This is a genomic window from Paraburkholderia sp. SIMBA_054 (assembly GCF_046534875.1).
GTDB classification, from domain to species: domain Bacteria; phylum Pseudomonadota; class Gammaproteobacteria; order Burkholderiales; family Burkholderiaceae; genus Paraburkholderia; species Paraburkholderia hospita.
In genome coordinates, this window is sequence record NZ_JAWRXV010000652.1 from 1 (window position 1) to 278 (window position 278).

The window sequence follows — 278 nt, forward strand, 5'->3', positions numbered from 1 at the left end:
TTTGGAAGCGGCGTCTCGCCGCTGGTGGCCCCATCCTGTCCGGCCGCCCGTGAACACCGGGCCAACCGCGGCGGCCGGCTGCGACTCAGCGGAAATCCTGGTGGCAGGCCTTGCAACCCTCGCCGATGCGCGCGTTGACCGTGGCCAGGGCGGCGCAATCGGCCGGCGGCGAGGCCAGCGCCTGGTCCAGCCCGGCGCGCAGCTCGCGCGCGTGGGTGGCGAAGCGGCGATCGTCGCGCAGGCTGGGGAAGGCCGCTTCCAGGTCGTTGGACAGGGCG

General features: G+C 74.5%; 1 protein-coding gene. It reads right to left on the bottom strand.

Annotated features, from left to right (window positions below; translation table 11 throughout):
* Positions 1 to 85 precede the first annotated feature (85 nt).
* A partial coding sequence (locus SB822_RS56710; RefSeq protein ID WP_410859054.1) for a hypothetical protein occupies positions 86 to 278 on the bottom strand: 193 nt, incomplete at its 5' end.